The sequence below is a fragment of the Gilliamella sp. LMG 34359 genome (genome assembly GCF_984569085.1).
The window spans coordinates 3,518,019-3,539,642 of the sequence record NZ_OZ474906.1 but is presented as its reverse complement, the minus strand read 5'-3'; the positions used below and the strand labels follow the sequence as shown (position 1 = coordinate 3,539,642).

Here is a 21,624-nt window from a genome sequence, read left to right as displayed (position 1 = left end):
TTTGTTAGCCAATATTTTTGTGCATTTGAATTAATAATCGATCCATAGAGCGATAACTTAGTGCTTCTGAAATATGTTTTCGTTCTATGTTTTTGGCACAATCTAAATCAGCAATAGTACGCGATACTTTTAATATTCGGTGCCAAGCTCGCGCAGAAAGCCCTAATTTAATTAAAGCTTGTTCCAAATAGTCGTTATCTTCATCAGTTAATAAGCAATAAATTTGAATTTCTTTTGGTGATAATTGACTGTTTAATTTTTTATTTCTTATCATTTGAATCTTTCTTGCATCTATAACCCTTTTTTTTACTTTATCCGTTGATTCGGTAATGGTAACTTTCTGACTTAATGTACCTTTAGGTAATAATGGTACTTCAATTGAGATATCAAAACGGTCTAAAAATGGACCAGAAAGTCGATTTAAGTAACGTATTATTTGTTGTGGTGTTGTTCTATTATGTGTTCCTTGATAATGACCAGTAGGGCTTGGGTTCATTGCTGCTATAAGTTGAAACTTGGCTGGAAATTTTATTTTGGCATTTGCCCGAGATATAACAATTTCGCCAGATTCAATAGGTTCTCTAAGGGCATCTAATACTTTACGGTTAAATTCTGGTAACTCATCTAAAAATAGAACGCCATTGTGAGCTAATGAAATTTCTCCGGGACGAGGAATAGAACCACCACCTACTAAAGCTGCGGTTGATGCACTATGATGTGGTGCTCTAAATGGCCTTATTCGCCAATTTTGAATCGAACCATTAGTACTAACTAGACTTGTGATTGCTGCACTTTCAAGCGCTTCGTCATCTGATAATGGCGGTAATAATGAAGTTAACCGCGTGGCTAGCATCGTTTTCCCAGTTCCAGGGGGGCCAATTAATAATAAATTATGTCCACCGGCAGCGGCAATTTCTAAAGCTCTTTTGGCGTGTTCTTGACCAATGATATCTTGTAGATTGACCAGTTGATTATCTTCATCGCCATCTTTATATTCTCTGTATTCAACAGACGGTAAGGTAATTTCATTGTATAGATATTGACACAATTCTAATAAATTATGCGTAATTAATGTATTATTATGGTGGATTAATGATATTTCTGATTGATTTTCAGAAGAGATAATTAAAGTACGATTATTTTTTTTAGATGACAAAGCAGCGGGAATTGCCCCTTTTACTGCCTTAATTTCACCAGACAACGCCAATTCACCTAAAAATTCATATTCAGCAAGATGATCATTAGGTATTTGTTCTGTAGCTGCCAGAATAGCAATTGCTATGGGTAAATCAAAACGGCTCCCTTCTTTGGGTAGATCTGCTGGAGATAAATTAACAGTTATTTTTTTAGCAGGAAATGTAAAACCACTATTAATAATGGCACTTCTAACCCTGTCCTTAGATTCTTTTACGGTTGCTTCTGGCAGACCAACCAGAACAAAACCTGGTAATCCATTACTGATATGCACCTCGACATTAATTTGAGGTGCTTGTATTCCTATAGAGGCTCTTGTATAAATAATTGCGAGGGACATAATTTTATCGTCATTAATTTGAGATTTTTAGCACTTTATTGATAACTCAAGTATTTGCATAGAACTATGACTAAAAATGCGTGTTCACTCGCAAAAAATTTTCTAATTTTGTTACTATTTCAATTTTTTGTTCTTATAAAGAATTTAGAAATAAATAATGATATGAAAAATAAGCAGGTATTACTTAAAACAACAGAAGGCCCTGTAGGTGTATCATAAATTAATGAAAACAAAATCCCGCCCAAAATTGATAGCATTCCAATTAATATTGCGATTATTGCCATTGATTCCGGATTTTTAGCATAGTATTTTGCAGTAGCAGCTGGAATGATTAACAGTGCAGTAATAATTAAAGCTCCAACAAATTTCATGGCTATTCCTATTGTTAACGCTAAAAGTATAGTTAACATAAATTTTGTTAGAGGTACATTAATACCATGACTAAATGCCAATTCCTCACTAACAGTGATAAATAAAAAGTGATTCCAACGCCATATTAGTAAGGAACCAATTATAATTACACAAACTGTTATCTGGTAAACATCAAACATGGTTATCGATAAAAGATCACCGAAGAGATAGGCCATTAAATCAATTCGTAAATTACTCATTAAGCTTATTACCACTAAACCAAGTGAAAGAGCACTATGAGCTAAAATACCTAATAATGTATCAACAGGTAGTTGTTTTTGCGATTCTAGCCATAACAGTCCGATGGCTAAAAACAAGGTCACAAAAATAATGGCATAAAATAAATTGATATTTAAAAGAAAGCCAAAAGCGACACCTAATAAGGCTGCATGGGATAGCGTATCGCCAAAATAGGACATTCTTCGCCAAACAACAAATGTTCCTAATGGCCCTGTTAGGCACGATAAGCATAAACCAGCAAGTAAGGAAGGTAAGAGTAACTCAATCATTGTTGTGTCCTCTTAATTCAGGTAAGATCATTTTTTGATGTTGATGATTATGCTGATGTTGACAAAAATCATGATTATGATTGTGATGATGTTTATAAAGAGCAATTTGTGATGCGCCGTGTTGTCCAAATAAGGAGATAAATTCAGGATCATTTGAAACACTAGCAGGCGTTCCAGAACAACAGATATGATGGTTTAAGCAAATTACTTCATCCGTTTTTGCCATAACTAAATGTAGATCATGTGAAACCATTACAACACCACAATTAAACTCGGTTTTCGCATCCATAATTAAATCATATAATAGAACCTGTCCATTAACATCAACACCTTGTGTAGGTTCGTCGAGAATTAGTAATTTTGGACGTTTTGCTAATGCTTGAGCTAGGAGTACGCGTTGTAGTTCTCCTCCTGATAATTGATGCATAGATCGATCAATAAGATATTCAGCTTTAACTAATGATAAAGTTTTAATGATGTCATCATAACTTAATTGTTTATTTAAATGCATAAACCGTTCGACGGTTATTGGTAAAGTTGGATTTAAATTTATTGATTGGGGTACATAGCCGATAGTTAAATCAGAAGCACGTTTAATGGTGCCAGTTGTTGGTGAAATTAATCCTAAGATAACTTTAACCAGTGTGGATTTTCCCGCACCATTGGGACCTAGTATTGTTATAATTTGGTTTAAGTTAATCGATAATGAAACATCATATAATATTTTTTGCTTATTTATTTCGATCGAAATATTATTTAGCGCCATTAACTGTTTCATGATAGTGATAGTCCTTGCTGACCAACATGTTATGTTATATTATAACAATAAACTGATTTTATTCTATCATATTTTATAATTATTGGATGATAAAGTGAAAAATTTAACTAAAAACACTATACAATTGCTACGTTTTCATTTGTTAGTTATTTTATCCTTTATAGGATTAGTTACCAATGCTAATGCCACAATAATTTCTTCTGTAAGACCTATAGGTTTTATTACTGAAGCAATTGCATCTGGTGTCACAAATACCGATATATTACTACCAGATGGCGCCTCTCCTCACACTTATTCATTAAAACCATCTGATTTGATTAAAATAAAGAACGCAGATTTAATCATTTGGGTTGGTGAGGATATGGAAGCTTTTATGCCAACTATTTTAAAAAACATCGATACACAAAAACAGATAGAATTAATGGATATAGCCGAAATTAAGACTTTGCTTCGAACTAATCATTACTCTGATGATAAACATGAGTCTCATGATGATAGTGATCACCATCATGGTGAATATGATCAACATATTTGGCTTTCTCCTAAAATTGCTAAAATTATTGCAAAGTCAATCCATGATAAGCTTGTTGAACTGTACCCTAACAAAGCACAATTACTTGATGCCAATCTGAACGAATTTATTACAAATCTATCAGAAACAGAACAAAATATTGCAAAAAAACTAATTAACGTCCAAAATAGAGGGTATTTTGTGTTTCATGATGCTTATGGCTATTTTGAATCACATTTTGGATTAAAAAATCTAGGAAGTTTTACCATAAATCCATCAGTACAGCCTGGCGTTCAAACAGTCTATGCAATTCAAAAAGAACTAGCGGAACACCAAGCAGTCTGTGTTTTTAGAGAGCCACAGTTTAGTCCTGCAGTTATTAAGAAGTTAGTGAATGGTACAGACGTTCAAATTGGTGAGTTAAATCCATTAGGAACCGGTATCGTGTTAGAAAAAGATGCTTATTCACACTTTTTATTAGCATTGACTCAGCAGCTGTTGGATTGTTTAGATAAAAATAGTATAAATAATTAGATAGTTAAGGTTAATTTTGGCACAGCTGATTAAATTCCCTAATATTGGAAAGAAAAATTTCAAAATTCCCTATTTTTCAATATTGGGCGTACTTGTTGTTGTTATTTTTGTAACTATATTGTGGCGACCTTTAAATTTGGATCGAACAATGTATGTTCCTTTGAATTCTCAAGCCCAAACTACAGTTACAGATACCCCCTCGTCTTCAGTTGTTGTCGATTATGGACGAATTGATATGCTTGGCGCTAAACCAAAAACTGATAAAGTTACTCAGTCGTCGGATGTGCCCGAAGATGATATAGCTAAAGATGAATTAGATGATCTCGCTGAAGAAAAAGATAACACAGTGCAATATACTATTTCACGGGGTGATACATTACACGATATTTTGAACCGTTATAATGTTAATAAAAATGATATCGCACAATTAACCGGTAAGTATAAACAGCTAGCAAATTTGAGAATTGGCCAACAAGTAAGTTGGACGACGGATGATAATCATAATTTACTCAGTTTTAATTGGACAATATCAAGTAATAATGTTCGACTTTTTGAAAAGTCTGGCAATAGCTTTATTGAAAGCACAGAAACAATGGAAGGGACATTGCAAAATGTTCGTATTACAGGTGAAATAAAATCTAGCTTTGTTGCAGATGCACGTAAAGCGGGTCTAACTAGTAATGAAATTGGTATTATTACTCGAGCATTACAATGGCGATTAGATTTTCGACGTTTAAAAGCTGGCGATAAATTTGCAGCCTATTTATCACGTGAAATGCATGGTAATCGTTTATCTAATAGTAAATTACTTGGTGTACGCCTTAAAAACGGTAATAAAGATTATTATGCTATGTTAGCTGATGATGGTAAATATTATGATATTAATGCTGATAGTCTATCGCAAAGTTTTTTCCGCTATCCTTTAGCTGCCAAGGCTCGTGTATCGTCAGGGTTTAATCCGCGACGTTTAAATCCAGTTACTGGAATTGTTACTCCTCATAATGGTGTTGATTTCGCAGTATCGAGAGGAACACCTGTTTTATCGGTAGGTAATGGTGAAGTTGTGATTGCTAAATACAGTGGTTCAGCTGGTAATTATATAGCCATACGCCATGGTAGACAGTATATGACAGCATATATGCATTTAGATAAAATTTTAGTGAAACCAGGGCAACAAGTTAAACAAGGCGATAAAATTGGTTTATCTGGTAACACTGGACGTTCGACTGGTCCTCATCTGCATTTTGAATTACATATCAATAATAAACCAGTTAATCCATTAACAGCCAGTTTGCCGATTAATGAGGGGCTAACCGGTAAGTCTAAAAAAGCATTTATAGAAAGAGTTAAAAGTATTCAATCTCAACTTAATTTTTAATTGTTTTTTATATTCTACCAGATTATTTAAGCTAAGAATTCTTATTCATAAGAAGCGCAATGCTTCATTAAAAAGTTGTGTTATTATAGGACAATTTTATTTAATCAGAATATTAGGTGCAATTTGAAAAAAACAAAAAAAAAGACATCGACTAAGAGAGCTTCAAAAAAGAACAAGAAATCTTTGTGGCGTCGACTCTGGCCGTTGTTATTTAAATTATTTCTTATATTCGCAACGGTTACAGCCGGTTATGGGATTTATCTAGATCAACAAATTAAAGAGCGTATTGATGGTAATGTCTGGGAACTACCTGCAGCTGTTTATGGACAGATAGTCGATCTTGAACCTGATAGTGATTATAGTCTAAGTGATGTCGTTACTTTGCTAAAAGGTGCGCAGTATCGCCAACAAGACAGTAAAGTCATGCGTCCGGGGGAATTTATTGTACAAAATGGTGCGGTTGAAATTTATCGTCGACCATTTACTTTTCCTGATGGTGAAGAAAAAGCATTCCGAGTCAAAATTACTTTTTATGAAAACAGAATCGACCGTATATCTAATTTAGATACCGGACGTGATTTTGGCCTACTTAAGATCGATCCTAAATTGATAACCATGTTGCACTCTCCAAATGGTGAACAACGACTTTTTGTACCTTTGAAAGAATTTTCTGATTCGTTAATAAAAACCTTAGTGGCAACCGAAGATAAACGTTTTTATGATCATCATGGTGTAAGCTTTTATTCCATCGCTCGTGCCGTTTTTGTTAATTTAACGACCGGACGAACCGAGGGTGGAAGCACATTAACGCAACAAACTGTTAAAAATATCTTTTTAACAAATGAAAGAAGTTTAATTCGTAAAATACGTGAAGCTTATATGGCTATCATTTTAGATGCCCGTTATAGTAAAGAACGTATTTTAGAGCTCTACTTAAATGAAGTTTATTTGGGGCAAGCTGGTAGTGAAGAAATTCATGGTTTCCCATTAGCGAGTCTTTACTATTTCGGTCGCCCAGTAAATGAATTAACATTAGATCAACAAGCAGTTTTAGTTGGTATGGTAAAAGGTGCTTCATACTATAATCCTTGGACACAACCACAACAAGTGATTGAGCGTCGTAATGTCGTGTTAAAACTTGCTGAGCAACAAGGGATTATCGATGGAGAGTTATTCAATATACTTAGCCAACGTCCACTTTCGGTTTTACCAAAAGGTGGAGTGATATCGCCACAACCAGCATTTATGCAAGTTGTACGAAGTGAACTTCGAAAACAGTTAGGTGACAAAGCTGACCATCTTTCCGGAATGAAAATCTTCACAACATTCGATCCGGTTGCTCAGGCCGCAGCAGAACAATCGGTTATGGATGAGATTGAAACATTACGTAAATCGACTAATAAAGAGTTACAGACAGCAATGGTTATTGTTAGTCGTGAAACCGGTGAAATTCGTTCAATTATTGGCAGTGCTGAACCCCGTTATGCTGGGTATAATCGGGCGTGGTTAACCAGACGTTCAATTGGTTCACTAGCTAAACCATCAACCTACTTAACAGCATTAGGTCAACCAGCAAGTTATCAACTTAATACTTGGTTAGATGATAGTCCATTATCCATCAAACTTGATAATGGTTCTTATTGGCAACCGAAGAATTTTGATCGCAAGTTTCGTGATAAAGTGATGCTCGTAGATGCGTTAGCGCTTTCACTTAACGTACCAACAGTTAATTTAGGCATGGCGTTAGGTTTAGAAGCAACCAAAAATACGTTACAAGCGTTGGGAGTGCCAGAAGATCGTATACCTAATTTACCGTCACGATTATTGGGTGCATTAGAGTTAACGCCATTAGAAACAGCTCAAATGTTTCAAACTATTTCCAATAATGGTCAACGAGCACCGCTTACTATTTTAAGATATGTATTAACCGATAAGGGTGAACTTGTCTATCAAAATTATCCACAACAAATTCAAGCGGTTTCTCAACAAGCTGCTTATTTGACGACTTATGCAATGCAGCAGGTTGTTGCGTCAGGAACATCGCGTTCATTAAAAGCGAAGTATGGTTCGTTCAACTTAGCAGCGAAAACCGGAACAAGTAATGATTCACGTGATAGTTGGTTTACAGGTATCGATGGTAAAAATGTCGCTGTAATTTGGATAGGACTTGATGACCATTCACCAATGAAATTAACTGGTGCTACCGGAGCATTAAAAATATATAGTGAATACTTACAAAATAATCCGCCAAAAAGGTTACAACTACCAATACCACAAAATATATATATGTTACCTATTAATAGTGAAGGACAATGGCTGTGCAATGGAGGCGGTGAGCGAACTTTACCTGCATGGACTAGCAACCCTCAAAGTTTATGTGCGGCAAGTCCTCAAGTGGAACCTGACCAACAAGCACCAAGTTGGCTGACTGACATGTTAAATAATTAAATGAGGTTATTCCATGCCTGAGTTGCCAGAAGTTGAAACGAGTCGAAGGGGTATTTTACCTTATTTAAAGGGCCAAACTATCAAGCATATTATTGTGCGACAATCAAAACTTCGTTGGCCTATTGACGAGGCAATCAGAGATGCTCAAGGTCAAGTAATTGTAGATATCAAAAGACGTGCTAAATATCTACTGTTACAATTGACACATGATTGGATTGTTATACATTTGGGGATGTCAGGTAGTTTACGCATATTAGAATCATACCAAGAACCAGCTAAACATGATCATGTTGATTTGGTATTAGTTAATGGAGTAATATTAAGATATACAGATCCAAGGCGTTTTGGGTCGTGGCTTTGGACTAATTCTATTGATAAATTAACTCAATTGAAATGTTTAGGTCCAGAGCCTTTAAGCAATGATTTTTCTGCTAATTATCTATTCGAAAAAGGCCATAATCGAAATATTCCAATTAAAAGTTGGATTATGAATAATCATATCGTAGTAGGTGTTGGTAATATTTATGCCTCAGAATCATTATTTATGGCCAAAATTAATCCACATCGAAAAGTTAATAGTCTAACATTAACCGAATTTGAAAGATTAGTAACAGCTATTAAGCAAGTACTAGCTAAATCTATAGAACAAGGTGGTACAACACTTAAAGATTTTGTTCAGTCAGATGGTAAACCAGGTTACTTTGTGCAAAAACTCCAAGTATATGGTAGAGAAGGCGAAAAATGTTTACTTTGCCAATCTGATATAAAGTCTGCTCGAATAGGACAGCGTAATACATTCTATTGTGAAGATTGCCAAACATAGTAACTAACCATTTTTTTACGATCATTCTCCATTACTTAGTACCTTTAGCCCAATTATCTTCAATTTATAGAAAAAATGTTGCCAGACTACTTTTAACTCTAGCAAAATCGGCATAATATAAGTAACCTAAAAATAGTATTTGTAAATATAACAATAATAATATAATGCAGTTAAAAAATCTTTTTTACTCAAACAACTATGGACTTGTTACGTAATATCGGCTATCTTTCTTCCGGTAAAATTTTCAATGTTTTGTAAAGAGCAATATCTGTTATTAAGTAATAGCATTAAGTTAATTGTTAAAGATTTAATCTTTTTTATTTATATACGGTGTTATATTTATTTTAACCTAATGTATTTCGCTTCGATTAAGGAATTTAAGATGATCAAATTTGCTTTCCGCTTTTTGATAGCTTGTTTTGTTTTATTATCTACAATGATAGCGACTGCTGAAGTTAGAATTGTAATCACTGATGGCGTCAGTTCAGCTAAACCAATTGCAGTCGTACCATTTAAATGGACTGGCAGTGGAGCACCTCCACAAGTTATAGATAACATAATTGCATCTGATTTACGCAATAGTGGTAAGTTTAATCCAATTGATGTGGCTGCAATGCCACAAAGACCAACTACTGCTTCTCAAGTCAATTCAGCTGCTTGGAGTAATATTGGTATTTCTGCCGTAGTGGTAGGAACCATCCAACCTGATGCCTCGGGAGAATATCTTATCAACTATCAGTTAGTCGATACCGTTGATCATCCCGGTACTGTCTTGGCTCAAAATCAATTTACCATTGGTGACCGTTGGTTACGTTATGCTGCTCATACAGCCAGTGATGAAATTTTTGAAAAATTAACGGGAATCAAAGGTGCATTTAGAACACGTATTGCCTACGTAGTAAAAAATAGTAAAGGCCTTTATACGCATGAATTACGTGTATCTGATTATGATGGATTTGATCAAATCACCATTCATCGTTCCAAAGAACCATTAATGTCACCAACATGGTCACCGGACGGTAAAAAAATAGCCTATGTAACTTTTGAAAGTGGTCGTTCAGCTTTAGTATTGAAAACTTTAGATAGTGGGGCTGTTCAAACTATTGCCTCTTTCCCACAACACAATGGCGCTCCAGCTTTTTCACCTGATGGTAGTAAATTAGCTTTTGCGTTATCAAAAAGTGGTAACTTAAATCTATATATGATGGATTTAAAATCTAAGAAAATTAAGCAAATTACATCTGGACACAGTAATGACACTGAACCTTCATGGATGCCAGATAACCAAACTATAGTTTATACTTCTGATCAAGCTGGGCGCCCGCAACTTTATTCAATTAATATAAATAGTGGTGAGGCCCAACGTGTAACATGGGATAATACCCAAAATCAAAATGCCCGTGTATCTCCAGACGGTAAATTTATCGCATTGATCTCTACTAATAATGGTGAGCAACATATTACTCGATATGATATAGAAACAAACACGTATCAAAGATTAACTGACACGTTCTTAGATGAAACTCCGAGTATTGCTCCAAATGGCACTATGATTATCTACAGTTCTTCTCAGGGTTTAAATACTATATTAAACCTTGTTTCAACTGATGGTAATTTTAAAGCAAGGTTACCGGCAACTGATGGACAAGTAAAATTCCCTTCTTGGTCACCTTATTTATAAAGAGTGACTAATTTTTAGGCAATAATGCTATTATTAAAATTGTGTAAAAGTTGAGGTCGTTATAATATATATATCTAATCTTTCGAGTTAGTAACAGGCGTTACTTTGGAGTTGGTTAGAAGTATAAAAACTTATAAATAATAATTTATTTAATCAAAAAGGAGTTAATTCAATGCAATTTTCTAAATTTCTTAAAGTAGCCGCGGTTACTTTACCATTAATAGCTGCAACTGCTTGTACAAACGGTAACAAAAATATTGTTAGTAACGTTTCTTTACCAGATGATATTCAAGCTCAAATTCAAAAATTAGAACAAATTAATACTGTATATTTTGATTATGACAGATACAATGTTAAATCAGAGTATTCAACATTATTAAATGCCCATGCAGTCTTTATTCGTGCAACTTCTTCAAAATTAAAAGTGATTATTGAAGGTCATGCCGATGAACGTGGTACTCCAGAATACAATATCGCGTTAGGTGAACGTCGTGCAGCTGCAGTTAAATCTTACCTACAAGCAAATGGTGCTTCTGGTGAACAACTTTCAATCATCTCATATGGTAAAGAAAAACCAGCAGTATTAGGTCACAACGAAGCAGCTTATGCGAAAAACCGTCGTGCAGTAATTACTTACGATCTATTCTAATCTCATCTTATGACGGCTGACTTATCAGCCGTTTTTTATTTTTAAGTTCACGTAGAGTTTATATTATATGTATAAAAAAATACTCACATTGTCCTTATTTCTTTTATTCGCTGGATACGGATGTGTTGCGGGCGGTTCTGATGTTGATAGAACAATACAAGCGCAAGGACAGATGATAATCCAGAATCAACAAAAAATTAGCGATCTACAATCAGATTTAGATATACTTCGTGGCCAATTAGAAGAGACTAAGTATCAACTTAATCAAACTATTGAACGCCAAAAAATGATTTTTCAACAACTGAATAATGGGGCTGGATTCTCAGTAACGCCAAGTGCAGCAACTCAAGAAGAGAGTTCAGATTCTACATCAAACACTGACGCTACACCATCTTCATCCTCTTCAAACTTATCTAATTGGTCAACATCAGGTGACGATAAGGCGGATTATAATTTTGTTTTGCAATATATTAATGATGATAAACAGACTGATGACGTAATTGCTGCCTTTAAAAATTATCTAAAAGCCTATCCAAAAACCAATTACCGTGCAAATGTTAACTATTGGCTTGGTCAACTTTGTTATAAAAAAGGCAATAAAGATGAAGCATCATCTTATTATGCAACCGTTGTTAAAAATTTTCCATCTTCGCCAAAAGCAGCAGATAGCCTTTACAAGGTAGGGCTAATATTACTGGATAAAGGTGATAAAAAAAATGCTAAAACAGTTTTTCAACAAGTCGTAAATAAATATCCGAAAGATAAAAAGACAGTTGAGCTAGCAAACAAAAAAATAGCATCATTATAATAAAGTGTATAAATAAACAGCTATTAAATAAAAAAAGCAATAAAAGGGTTGCACAGCCTTATAATTATGAGTATTATAGCAACCCGAAATTGCTTGAAGCATTAAGTTATAAAGCCAAAAGTAATCATATCAAAATGGGTTGTTAGCTCAGTCGGTAGAGCAGCGGACTTTTAATCCGTTTGTCGAGCGTTCGAATCGCTCACGACCCACCACTTTCTCTCACACTAAGCATTCACTCAAAAATACAACAAAATAAGTCGAAATAAACTTGTCGATTGATTAACTAATTGAAAAACTACAATAAAACAAACTGTTATTTATTAGCAGATTAATCTTTAAAAAATAAATTTAGCAAAATATCCTCATATCTTTTCTCTAATACTATTGCATAATAAATAAAATCCAAACTTTCAATAAGATATAATTTAATACACATATTAAACAGCTACTAGAATAGAAAAATGTTGTAATCGCAAATAATAATCATTATCATTATCATTATTCGTCGTTATTTTAAAATTAATCAAATAACACAAATAATAGGAAAAATAATGAAATTAGTTAATCAATTAGTCTTACCTTGTATATTAGGCTCATCAGCTTTTATAGCTTACGCCCAAGATAGAGTTAATGATAATAATGATATTGAAACTATGAAAGTTGTCGCAACTATTAAGGATAATAATGATCAGCGCATAAAAAAATCATCAACTGCAACTAAAACATCTTTCGATATTAAAGATATTCCGCAAACCATTAATTCGGTGAACCTTGAGCAACAGAAAATTTATGGACAAAACGACTTAAGCGTTATCGTCAATAAATTACCGGGAGTCGATACTACTTACGATATGCGCGATGAAGGTATAAAAATTCGAGGTTTTTCGGCAAGTTCAGGTGATATTTACCGCGACGGTGTGCGCGCAAGCGGCCAAGTCAGACAAAGTACCGCTAATATAGAAAGAATTGAAGTATTAAAAGGACCTGCTTCAGTACTCTATGGACGAGGTTCAGGTGGTGGAATCATCAATATGATCAGTAAACAGGCAAACTTTGATTCACCATCGACGTTTAGTTTGCGCGGTGGCTCTTGGGATAAATATGGTGGAATGATAGATATTAACCATGTTTTAAATGATAAGTTTGCTGTACGAATGACAGTTGACCATCAATCTGAAAAAAGTTTTCGTAAAGGTATTAAACAACGCGATACGATGGTATCACCAAGTGTATTGTATGATAATTTAGAAGGATTTAATTGGTTAGTACAATATACCAATGATAAATTATGGCGTAAGCCTGATAGAGCGCCAGCTTATTATGATTTACCAAAAGGTGTGTCAATAAAAACAGCTTATGCTCACCCCGATGATTATGTGAAAGATAACTTTAACTCATTACGTTCGGTAATGGGATATGAATTTAATCATGACTGGTCGATTAAATTAACCAATATGTACCGTAAAGCTAACCAAAATTTCGACCATCTCTATGCCGGTAATTATTGTAATTTGGATGGTAAATTAAGTAATGGTAATCTTTGTAACTATAAAGGTAAGTTGAAATTCCGTCGTGCCTGGCAAGAGACATCGAATAAAACCTTAAGCAATACTGTTGATTTAGCTGGCAAATTTAATACCGCAAATATTGCTCATGATATGTTAGTCGGCGTTGAATATAATATTGAAAAACGTGAACCACGATTAGCTTTAACTAGCCTATATCCGGAAGCTATTGACCCGTACCACCCTCATTGGAGCTCAAAAAAACCTCACTATAATAAATTGAGTACTAAGACTAATCATAAAGCTACCTCTAAAGGATTGTATTGGCAAGACCTAATCAGTTTAACTCAACAATGGAAATTACTTGCTGGATTACGTTATGATAATTATGAGTTCGCGTCAAATAATAAATTAAACCATCAAAGTCGTTCATATGATGGTCACACTTTAAGTCCTCGTGTCGGATTGATTTGGCAACCGATAGCATCCCAAAGTTTTTATGCATCATATAGTAAAAACTTTGCACCTTATGGTGGTCGAGGCCTGATAACCATTGCGACTGATTCTAAGACTGTTTATGATGACAAACCGCAATATTCACGCCAGTATGAAATTGGGGTTAAGAGTGATTGGTTTAATGATAAACTCTCTTCACAAATCGCACTCTATGATCTTGAGCTCTATAACGTTCGCTATCAACCTGACTCTGTTAATGATCCTTATAATTGGCAAGTGAGGGGAAGTGATCGTAGCCAAGGAGTTGAACTAAGCGTTATTGGACAACTAAGTAAAAATTGGTATATCAATAGTGGTATTGGTTATCAACAAGCTAAAGTTCATAAAGATAAAAAAACACCGGCGAACGAAGGTAAATATTTATCGAATACCGCCAAACACAGTGGCAATTTAGGGGTACGTTATCTACCACATGAAAATTGGTTCACGGAAGTCGAATTTAATTATAAGGGATCGATGTACAATGACGATAAAAATCTTGTTAAACGCCCTGGTTATGGGACGTGGAATGCTGCAATTGGGTATCAAACGCGATCGGTTGATGTAACCTTAGCATTAACCAATTTACTTGGTAAAGAGTATTGGCGTTCTAGTAGTATGCCTGGTACTCCTAGAGCTTTCTTGTTAACTGCAAGTTATAAATTATAAACTTGATCACTTCTTTCGGGGAAGTGCTAGTAAGTTTTCTTATTTATAGATTAAAAAGCAAATTAAAATGACACCTAGCGATAGTAAAGAGGGAATATTATTCCCTCTTTTTTTATTCCTCTTAAACTTTAGTCGCTAATTCAATAATTTTCATGGTGACTTCAAAAGATTTTAAGAATGATGATAATGGTAAAAACTCAAAGCAAGAATGGAAGTTATGGGCTCCAGTAAAATAATTTGGTGTGGTTAGGCCCCTTGCTGATAATGCTGAACCATCTGTTCCGCCACGCATGGCGATAGTATTGGGTTTAATTCCTAATAATTCAAATGATTGATAAATCAAATCAATACAACGACGGTCATCACCTAAATAGTTAGCTATATTGCTATAGGTATCAGTAATTTGACATGCAATTTTTGCTCTAGGATATTTACGGCTGATAAAACTAATCACCTCTTGAATGTAAGTCTTACGAGCTTCGTAGTGAGTTAGATCAAAGTCACGAATACTCATTTTTAATGTAGTCGTACTCTGGTTACCAATAATATCATTAAACCAGAAATATCCTTCTTTACCTTCTGTATGTTCAGGTGTTTCACAGCTATCAAAACAGTTAATAATATCATTTGCGATGCGGATAGGATTGATTAAGACATTTTTTGCTGACATAGGATGAGCTGATACCCCTTCAATCTCAATGGTAACCGCTCCGGCATTGAATGTCTCATAAACGACTTCACCCAATTCACAACAGTCGATAGTATAAGCAAAATCAGGTTTAAAACGTTGTAAATCAAGTTTTTTGGCGCCATTTAGACCAACTTCTTCATCTGGCACAAAAGCAACATAGATATCACCATGTGGACAATTTTGTTGTTGCAGTTGATCTAACATGCTCATGACAACGGCAATTGCAGCTTTGTTATCTGCACCAAGAACACTAGTACCATCAGTTACAATTAACTCTTCATTCAGATATTTTTTCAATTCTGGATGTTCAGCTACCTTAAACCAAATATCTTTTTCGCTGTTTAATAAGATATCTTCCCCCGTAAAAGTTACACGTTGTGGATTAATCTTATCAGATAGCGCAACATCAACGGTATCAAGGTGTGCAACAAAACCGATTTTCGGTGCAAGCGGTGTGTTACCGGCTAATTTCGCCGTCACAATGCTATGTTCATCAAGATAAACATCTTGCATATTCAATGCAATTAACTCTTGTTTGAGTTGTTTAGCTAACTCAGTTTGTCCTGGGGTAGAGGGGACAATTGCCGAGCCAGCTTTGCTCTGGCTAGGAATACTTACATAACGTAAAAATCGGTCAACTAATTGTTCGGTAATATTCATTATTTAAATCCTTATCTGCGATTAACTATTTACTGGTGGATAGACATAACCACTATCAAAACCGATAGGTAGGCCCAAGAACCAAAATAGTAATAAATTTATTGTCAAAGCAATTAAGAGTGCCGCCGTATATGGGATCATCATCGAACTTAAGGTACCTACGCCGGTGTTTTTACAATATTGCTGACAATAGGCAATAATCAAAGGATAGAAAGCAAACATAGGCGTGCTGACATTCACTGCTGAGCTGATTCGATAAGCCGCTTGGGTTAATTCTGGCGAGATTCCTACTGACATCAGCATCGGGACAAAAATTGGCGCTAAAATAGCCCATTTAGACGATGCAGAAGTAATTAACACATTGAGCAGACTGGTTAGAATGATTACACCAAAAATAGTCACTACCGATGGCAAATGTAAAGCTTTCAAAAACTCAGCACCGCCGATCGCAATTAAGGTGCCAATTTGTGAATTTGAAAACACATATAAAAATTGTGCACAAAAGAAAGCAAAAACAATAAATGGAATAAGTGATTTAGTGATATTTTCCATTGATTTGACGATATCGCGCGACGATTTGAATGCGCCTGTGATAAAGCCATGAATTAATCCAGGTATTGCAAAAAACACAAATAACAATGGCACAATAATCTGCATGATTGGCGCTTTATTGCTAGTCATACTACCATCAGGTGCACGCAATAGTGAATCTTCTGGTAGTAATAACAATACTAAACCAAGAGCAATAATTAAAAATACCGCTGAGGCAACTTTAAATGCTTTATTTTCAATAGGCGAAATCTCGGGAGAATCGGCAATATTATCTAATTGAATATCATTGTTTAAAGGCATTGTTGCATTTAATCGCGGTTCAACAATTTTGTCGGTAACAAACCAGCAGGCTATCAATACAAAAAACGTGCCGCCAAAACTTAAAAAGTAGTTACAAAGTACATTGACTTGATAGGTTGGATCGATAATTTGCGCTGCACTTTGGGTAAAACCTTGCATTATTGGATCAATGATTGATGGCGTATAACTTGAACTAAAGCCTCCCGCGAGACCGGCAAATGCCGCAGCTATCCCCGCTAATGGATGACGGCCTGTAGCATAAAACATCATTGCTGATACTGGCATTAAAATCACATAAGCAGAATCTGACGCAATATGACAAACCATGCTGACAAAAATCACTGATGGAGTGACTAATTTTTTCGGGGTAATTGCCAATAATTTTTTTAGCAGGACATGAATATAGCCACTGCTTTCAGCAATGCCAATTCCTAATGTAGCAACAATGGTAATTCCAAGTGGTGGGAAAGTTACAAAGTTTGACACCAGTTTAGTAAAAAAAGTCACTAATTGGTTTGGCGCTAACATGTTCACCACAGCCAACTGTTCTTGCGTGACCGGATTAATATAATTAAAACTGACAAAAGAAAGTAATAATGAAGCAACCAGACAAATGATTAGAGCATAAAAGAATAGCGTAGTAACATCAGGGATTTTGTTTCCAATTCGTTCTATTGTATTTAAAAAGCCACCGTTTTTTACTGGTGACGGATTTTTTGTTTGATTCATGAAAAAAATAAGTGTAAATATTATTCGGGAAACCAATTTAACATAGATTAATAATTTAAGTAAACAACGTGTTGGCAATGCTTTAATGCTTTAAAGAACACTGTTCCGCAACTTTTTTACATTATTTTTACTTATGGGATTTGCTAATTTTGAATTTTCTTTAATGTGCATAATATTTAATATTTCGCTAGTATAGAGTTTCTATTAATAATGGTATCTAAATTTGTTGTTTTTAATCAAAGTTAACAACAAGTATTACTACAAGATTGCATAAAACAAAAATAGTGTTATATTGTTTGAATATTTAATCATAAAATAAGAATAAATATTCAATTATCCCGATTGTGAGTAAGGCTCTAAAGGATATTATAATGTAAGCAATGGGAGCTTAATTATGGTTTTCGATATAGATTTAATAAAAAATATTTATCAACATTATCCACAAAAAATTGATCTTATCCGCCAGAAAATTGGAAAACCATTAACCTTGACGGAAAAAATCCTTTATGCCCATCTGGCAGAAGGAGAGGAACTTAAAGCTTATAAACGAGGGGAAGATTATGTAAATTTCTCCCCCGATCGTGTCGCGATGCAAGATGCAACCGCACAGATGGCACTATTGCAGTTAATGAACTCTGGCCGTAAACGAGTCGCGGTGCCTTCAACTGTTCATTGTGATCACCTTATCCAAGCTTATAAAAATGCCCATGACGATCTTATTGTAGCTGAAAGTAACAACCACGAAGTTTATCAATTCTTACGCGATGTTTCGAACAAATATGGCATCGGATTTTGGAAGCCTGATGCTGGTATCATTCACCAAGTAGTGCTGGAAAATTATGCCTTTCCTGGTGGCATGATGATTGGTACCGATTCACATACCCCTAATGCCGGTGGTTTATCCATGATTGCAATTGGTGTTGGTGGTGCTGATGCCGTTGATGTAATGGCTGGTATGCCATGGGAACTGAAAATGCCAAAAATTATTGGCGTAAAATTGATTGGCAAATTATCGGGTTGGGCATCACCAAAAGATGTCATTTTAAAATTAGCAGGTATCTTAACGGTTAAAGGTGGTACTAATTCCATTATTGAATATTTTGGCGAAGGTACTGAGTCATTATCCGCCACTGGTAAAGCAACAATTTGTAATATGGGGGCAGAAGTGGGAGCAACGACTTCAATCTTCCCTTATAGCAAAAAATCTGCTGATTATCTGAGTATGACAGGTCGTCAAGAAGTGGTTGATTTAGCCAATACGTTAAGTGATTGTTTCAATCCTGATAAAGCGGTATTAGAACAACCTGAAAATTATTATGACCAAGTTATCGAGATTAACTTATCGACGTTAGAACCTTATGTTAATGGTCCATTTACTCCTGACTTAGCTTATCCTATTTCCCAGCTTGCCTCTGCTGTTAAGGAACATGATTATCCTGATAATATGGAAGTTGGACTTATTGGATCATGCACTAACTCTTCTTACGAAGATATGATGCGTGCAGCTTCAGTGATTGATAATGCCAATAAGTTAGGTTTGAAAGTAAATGCCAAATTAATTATCAATCCTGGCTCAGAGCAAGTTAAATATACTTCAAAACGAGATGGTATTTTAAGTCGTTTTGAACAAGCTGGTGCAGCTATTATGGCTAATGCATGTGGACCTTGTATTGGACAATGGCGTCGAGATGATGTTGCCGATGAACACAAAAATTCGATTGTCACTTCGTTCAATCGTAATTTCGCTAAACGTAATGATGGTAGTCCAAACACTTATGCATTTGTTTGTTCGCCAGAAATTGTAGTAGCGCTATCAATTGCTGGTAAATTAAGTTTTAATCCATTAACCGATAATCTCATCAATGATAAAGGTGAAAAAGTGAAACTCCCTGAACCCATCGGCGATGAGTTGCCAAGACAAGGATTTGCTGTCGATGATGCCGGTTATATTGAGCCGATGGCTGATGGTAGTTTAGTTGAAGTTCGTATTGCACCTAATTCAGAACGATTACAACAGTTGTTACCTTTCTCACCTTGGGATGGTAAAGATATTATTTCGCAGCCATTATTGATTAAAGCAACTGGTAAATGTACCACTGACCATATTTCAATGGCCGGTAAATGGTTAAAATTTCGTGGTCATTTAGATAATATTTCCAATAATATGTTAATTGGTGCGGTTAATGCTTTTAACCAGAAAACCAACAGTGTGTTGGATGCACAAACTGGCGATTATGTTGAAGTCCCTGCGTTGGCTCGTAAATTAAAAGCACAAGGAGTCGGCTCAATAGTCGTTGCTGAAGAGAATTACGGTGAAGGTTCGTCAAGGGAACATGCCGCAATGGAGCCACGCTTTTTAAATGTTAAAGCAATTGTGGTTAAATCGTTTGCGCGTATTCATGAAACTAATCTGAAAAAACAAGGCATGCTTGCATTAACCTTTGTTAACAAAGATGACTATGACAAGATCCGGGAAGACGATCAAATTAGTATTACTGGACTAGGCGATTTTGCACCGGGTAAAAATTTGACATTAACCCTTCATCATCGTGATGGTAGTCAAGATTCTTTTTCAGTAGCGCATACTTATAATCAAGCACAAATTGAATGGTTCAAAGCGGGTAGCGCATTGAATAAGTTAAAAGAAGAATTTAAATAAGAAATAAGAGGAAGAGACAATATGAATCAGCAAGTTTCAATTGAAAATGGACAATTAGTCGTTCCAAATCATCCAACGATTCCTTTTATTGAAGGCGATGGCGTTGGTAAAGAGATTTGGCATGCTGCTCAAACCATTTTTGATAAAGCAGTTGAAAAAGCTTATCAAGGCCAACGTAGTGTTCAATGGAAAGAGGTACTTGCTGGTGAAAAGTCGTTTAATGCAAATGGATCATGGTTACCGCAAGAGACCATGGATGCCTTCAAACATTATCTTATCGGTATCAAAGGACCATTAATGACACCAGTTGGCGGTGGGATCCGCTCACTCAATGTTGCTTTGCGTCAAGAGTTAGATCTTTATGTCTGTTTGCGCCCGGTGCGTTGGTTTAAAGGTGTTGAATCACCGTTAAAGCACCCAGAAAAAGTCAGTATGACTATTTTTCGTGAAAATACTGAAGACATTTATGCCGGGATTGAATGGCAACAAGGTACAGCTGAAGCTGAAAAGTTTTATCATTTTTTAGCTGACCAGATGAAAGTGACCAAAGTCCGTTTTCCTAATACTTCAGCTTTCGGGGTTAAACCTGTCTCTATTGAGGGATCTGAACGTTTAATCCGAGCAGCAATTAACTATGCATTACAACATAAATTACCATCGGTTACATTAGTTCATAAAGGTAATATTATGAAATTCACAGAAGGTGGATTTAAGCAATGGGGTTATGAACTTGCGGAAAGAGAATTTACTGACGTAGTGTTCACCATGAATCAATATGCCAAAATTCAAAAAGCCGAAGGTAAGGCAGCAGCTGAACAAGCATTACAAGCTGCGAAATCAGCCGGTAAATTAATTATAAAAGATGTGATTTGTGATGCATTTTTACAAAATACCTTGTTAAAACCCGAGGATTATTCGGTTGTTGCGACATTAAACCTTAATGGTGATTATGTTTCCGATCAGCTTGCCGCCATGGTTGGTGGTATTGGTATTGCACCGGGCGCCAATATTAATTATTTAACCGGACATGCTATATTCGAAGCGACTCATGGTACCGCTCCTGATATTGCTGGCCAAAATCAGGCCAATCCATCATCTCTATTATTATCTGGCGTAATGATGTTTGAATATTTAGGATGGCATGAAGTTGGGCAACTAATTACTAATGCCATGGAAAGCTTATTTCAATCAGGCAAAGCAACTGCAGATTTAGCGCGCTTTATGCAAAATGGGCAATCATTATCAACAACCCAATTTACTCAAGCAGTTATCGATAATTTATAACTCAAAGGAGATGGTT

15 protein-coding genes and 1 tRNA gene are annotated in these 21,624 nt (G+C 35.4%); 11 read left to right on the top strand and 5 right to left on the bottom strand.

Going from position 1 to position 21,624, the window contains the following annotated elements:
* Nucleotides 1–4 precede the first annotated feature (4 nt).
* The 3 genes from AC5LXV_RS16105 to znuC all read right to left on the bottom strand — a co-directional run bounded on the left by AC5LXV_RS16105 (nt 5) and on the right by znuC (nt 3,232).
* On the bottom strand, nt 5–1,534 hold the full coding sequence (locus AC5LXV_RS16105; protein WP_493467022.1) for a YifB family Mg chelatase-like AAA ATPase: 1,530 nt from the start codon (nt 1,532–1,534) through the stop codon (nt 5–7).
* Between the two features lie 119 nt (nt 1,535–1,653).
* Nucleotides 1,654–2,454, bottom strand: a complete 801-nt coding sequence (gene znuB, locus AC5LXV_RS16100) for a zinc ABC transporter permease subunit ZnuB (RefSeq protein ID WP_493467021.1) — start codon at nt 2,452–2,454, stop codon at nt 1,654–1,656.
* Nucleotides 2,447–3,232 carry a zinc ABC transporter ATP-binding protein ZnuC gene (znuC, locus tag AC5LXV_RS16095; RefSeq protein ID WP_493445435.1) on the bottom strand — a complete coding sequence of 262 codons (786 nt, stop codon included), beginning with the start codon at nt 3,230–3,232 and terminating at the stop codon, nt 2,447–2,449. Before znuC ends, znuB begins: the two co-directional genes overlap by 8 nt.
* A 94-nt stretch (nt 3,233–3,326) precedes the next feature.
* Between znuC and znuA the strand changes: the two genes are divergently transcribed.
* The 9 genes from znuA to AC5LXV_RS16050 all read left to right on the top strand — a co-directional run bounded on the left by znuA (nt 3,327) and on the right by AC5LXV_RS16050 (nt 14,733).
* Nucleotides 3,327–4,277, top strand: a complete 951-nt coding sequence (znuA, locus tag AC5LXV_RS16090; protein ID WP_493445434.1) for a zinc ABC transporter substrate-binding protein ZnuA — start codon at nt 3,327–3,329, stop codon at nt 4,275–4,277.
* Between the two features lie 16 nt (nt 4,278–4,293).
* Nucleotides 4,294–5,655, top strand: coding sequence for a murein DD-endopeptidase MepM (gene mepM, locus AC5LXV_RS16085; RefSeq protein WP_493453052.1), 1,362 nt, complete (start codon nt 4,294–4,296; stop codon nt 5,653–5,655).
* A 123-nt stretch (nt 5,656–5,778) separates the two neighbouring features.
* Entirely contained in the window at nt 5,779–8,103 is a 2,325-nt protein-coding gene (mrcB, locus tag AC5LXV_RS16080) for a bifunctional glycosyl transferase/transpeptidase (RefSeq protein ID WP_493445433.1), read from the top strand.
* Between the two features lie 13 nt (nt 8,104–8,116).
* Complete coding sequence (gene mutM / locus AC5LXV_RS16075; RefSeq protein ID WP_493445432.1) at nt 8,117–8,926, top strand: bifunctional DNA-formamidopyrimidine glycosylase/DNA-(apurinic or apyrimidinic site) lyase; 810 nt, start codon at nt 8,117–8,119, stop codon at nt 8,924–8,926.
* Nucleotides 8,927–9,311: 385 nt separating this feature from the next.
* A complete protein-coding gene (tolB, locus tag AC5LXV_RS16070; protein ID WP_493468014.1) occupies nt 9,312–10,607 on the top strand; it encodes a Tol-Pal system beta propeller repeat protein TolB in 1,296 nt (431 codons plus the stop codon).
* Between the two features lie 172 nt (nt 10,608–10,779).
* Nucleotides 10,780–11,256, top strand: coding sequence for a peptidoglycan-associated lipoprotein Pal (gene pal, locus AC5LXV_RS16065; protein ID WP_110432521.1), 477 nt, complete (start codon nt 10,780–10,782; stop codon nt 11,254–11,256).
* Nucleotides 11,257–11,323: 67 nt separating this feature from the next.
* Nucleotides 11,324–12,064, top strand: a complete 741-nt coding sequence (gene ybgF / locus AC5LXV_RS16060) for a tol-pal system protein YbgF (RefSeq protein WP_493453049.1) — start codon at nt 11,324–11,326, stop codon at nt 12,062–12,064.
* A 136-nt stretch (nt 12,065–12,200) separates the two neighbouring features.
* Nucleotides 12,201–12,276: transfer RNA gene (locus AC5LXV_RS16055), tRNA-Lys, on the top strand.
* Between the two features lie 339 nt (nt 12,277–12,615).
* Nucleotides 12,616–14,733: a TonB-dependent receptor gene (locus AC5LXV_RS16050; protein WP_493467020.1), complete on the top strand. Its 2,118-nt coding sequence runs from the start codon at nt 12,616–12,618 to the stop codon at nt 14,731–14,733.
* A 121-nt stretch (nt 14,734–14,854) separates the two neighbouring features.
* On the opposite strand, the gene pepT is transcribed toward AC5LXV_RS16050, so the two are convergent.
* Nucleotides 14,855–16,084, bottom strand: a complete 1,230-nt coding sequence (pepT, locus tag AC5LXV_RS16045; RefSeq protein WP_493467019.1) for a peptidase T — start codon at nt 16,082–16,084, stop codon at nt 14,855–14,857.
* A 21-nt stretch (nt 16,085–16,105) separates the two neighbouring features.
* Nucleotides 16,106–17,665: an AbgT family transporter gene (locus AC5LXV_RS16040; protein WP_493467018.1), complete on the bottom strand. Its 1,560-nt coding sequence runs from the start codon at nt 17,663–17,665 to the stop codon at nt 16,106–16,108.
* A 394-nt stretch (nt 17,666–18,059) separates the two neighbouring features.
* Between AC5LXV_RS16040 and AC5LXV_RS16035 the strand changes: the two genes are divergently transcribed.
* Both AC5LXV_RS16035 and icd read left to right on the top strand, forming a co-directional pair.
* Nucleotides 18,060–20,324: an aconitate hydratase gene (locus tag AC5LXV_RS16035; RefSeq protein ID WP_493467017.1), complete on the top strand. Its 2,265-nt coding sequence runs from the start codon at nt 18,060–18,062 to the stop codon at nt 20,322–20,324.
* Nucleotides 20,325–20,345: 21 nt separating this feature from the next.
* Entirely contained in the window at nt 20,346–21,608 is a 1,263-nt protein-coding gene (gene icd, locus AC5LXV_RS16030) for an NADP-dependent isocitrate dehydrogenase (protein WP_493467016.1), read from the top strand.
* Nucleotides 21,609–21,624 lie beyond the last annotated feature (16 nt).